Annotated in this window: 2 protein-coding genes; both read right to left on the bottom strand. The window is 32.3% G+C overall.

Annotation, left to right across the window (positions count from 1 at the left end):
• Window positions 1–766: 766 nt before the first annotated feature.
• Window positions 767–1237, bottom strand: coding sequence for a hypothetical protein (locus G6N05_RS15455; protein WP_166131870.1), 471 nt, complete (start codon window positions 1235–1237; stop codon window positions 767–769).
• 165 nt (window positions 1238–1402) lie between these two features.
• Entirely contained in the window at window positions 1403–2014 is a 612-nt protein-coding gene (locus G6N05_RS15450) for a hypothetical protein (protein WP_166131867.1), read from the bottom strand.
• Between the last annotated feature and the right edge of the window lie 136 nt (window positions 2015–2150).

The raw sequence follows: 2150 nt of genomic DNA, 5'->3' as shown, positions 1-2150 counted from the left end.
AAAGACAACTAAAATCAAGCAAATATTTTTCATTTTTCTTATTTTACGGTTTCGTGCGGATTGGTTGCCACTAACGTTCCGCGGCTTGCTGAAGTGGCGACTTCGTAACCGCTTATTTCTTTCAAATATAATATTTCTTGCGAAAAGTAAACGTGATTTTAAAGAAAATGTCGCCATTTTAGCAAACCGCTGTTATGCGACGTATTATTTATTTAAAATTGAATCTAAATTTATAAATCTCCAAGTTTTCGCGAATCTTTTTTACGCAATCTTACACGTTTCAATATTCTCACAAAACCTTTCACGAATCATTTTTCGTTTCAATATTCGTTCAAACTTTAACGATTCCAATTTTCTGCAAAGTTACACGCTTCAATATTCAAACAAACTTTTCAAGAATCAACTTTTTTTTCGTTCCACGATTCACTCAAACTTTTGCGAATCCAATTTTCCGCAATCTTACAAGTTTCAATATTCTCGCCAACTATTTACGAATCAAAATACTCAATTCATTTTCATAAATTATTCAACAAAACAATCTCAAATCAAGATTTTAATTTAAAAAAGAAAGAAGAGGAAAACATGATAAAATCACTAATTTTCTATTCAGCGGAAATATGTTGCATAACGTTCCGGCGCTTGGCGAGGTTGCGAACTACGGAACCGATTATTTTTTATCAAAGATAAAATTTCTTGCGAGAAATAAACGTGAATTTACCACAAAATTCGCAATCTTGCCAAACGCCTGTTAGCAGCCGTTTTTTTCTCATTTTTTTAAGAGCAAGCTTTTATTTTTCATTCTTTCTCGCATTCTTTTTTCAATGCACACAACTTCAGCATTATTTTCTGGAAGATTATCGGTACAAGTCGTTCCAATACAGAATACCAGATTCCAGCCAGATTCCAGTTCTACATAATAACCAAATCCTGAAAGTTTGTATACTGAATCAGTTAATTTTTTATCAATATCTTTCCATTTTGTTCCAACTTTATATCCTTCACTAACAATAAATTTTTTGTCAAAAGTTCGGATTGCAGCCGTATCTAATTTTCTATTTAATTCATAATTATATTTAATACTATTCTTGTACATTTCTCGAATTTCATATCCTGATTGGGCATTCACAATTCGATTTGAGTGTTTTAATTCGGCCTTTTCGGAAATAAGAGATTTGCTCGATTTGCAAGCGAAAAGACTTAGAAGTATAAGAGAAAATAATATTATTGTTCTTTTCATAGGATAGGAGTGTCTTAAAATGGCTGCTAACGTCCCGGCGCTTGGCGAGGTTGCGAAGTTCGGAACCGATTATTTTCTATCAAAGATAAAATTTCTTGCGAGAAATAAACGTGATTTTACTACAAAATTCGCAATATTGCCAAACGCCTGTTGGTGGCTGGGCTTTTATTGTCTCATTGAAATGTTTTCGTGAACCCATTTAGCTTCTTCATCTGCTGTTACCTTGTCAAATTTGCTTCCAATTCTACTAAATGTTGCTTGTGCAAAATCGTAAGGTTTGCTATCATCAAAATATGGACCAACAACACCTAAACTCCATCCATCTTCTGATGCCCAATGAGGTTTATAAACACAATATTTAAACACTTCGTAGTGTACAAAGTTATTTTTTCCGTCAAAGTCAAATGTAACACGTTTAATATGTTCCATTTCGTCAGGACAAGCACCAAGTTCGGTTGGGAATTCCAACCAATTTGCCAAACTACTTTCGGCTCCTTTTATTAGTGAATAATATTCTTTTGGAAATAAATTTACTTTGTTATGTTCCTCTAAAAGTTTAAATGTAGTTTGTCTAGTGAGTAAGTTTTGAGCGTATGATAAAATATTTTCTTCGGTTATATTTTCTCCATTTTCAAGTTTCTCATAAAGTTCTTTTACTCTTTCAAAACGTTCTTTATTAAGTTTGTTATTTTGAAGTTTTACAGTTATAAATCTATAAATGGCAAACACTACAATTATTAAAACTAATAAACCTATTATTGCAAAAACTATTTTCATTTAATATTCTAATTGTTTTATATTATGTTGATTTTTAAGTTCTGCGGTAGCCTTGCCACCAACGTTCCGGCGCTTGGCGAGGTTGCGAAGTTCGGAACCGATTATTTTCTATCAAAGATAAAATTTCTTGCGAGAA

It is taken from the genome of Flavobacterium bernardetii (assembly GCF_011305415.1).
GTDB classification, from domain to species: Bacteria; Bacteroidota; Bacteroidia; order Flavobacteriales; family Flavobacteriaceae; genus Flavobacterium; species Flavobacterium bernardetii.
Note: the sequence above shows the minus strand (reverse complement) of the source record. Positions and strands in the feature narration are given on the sequence as shown.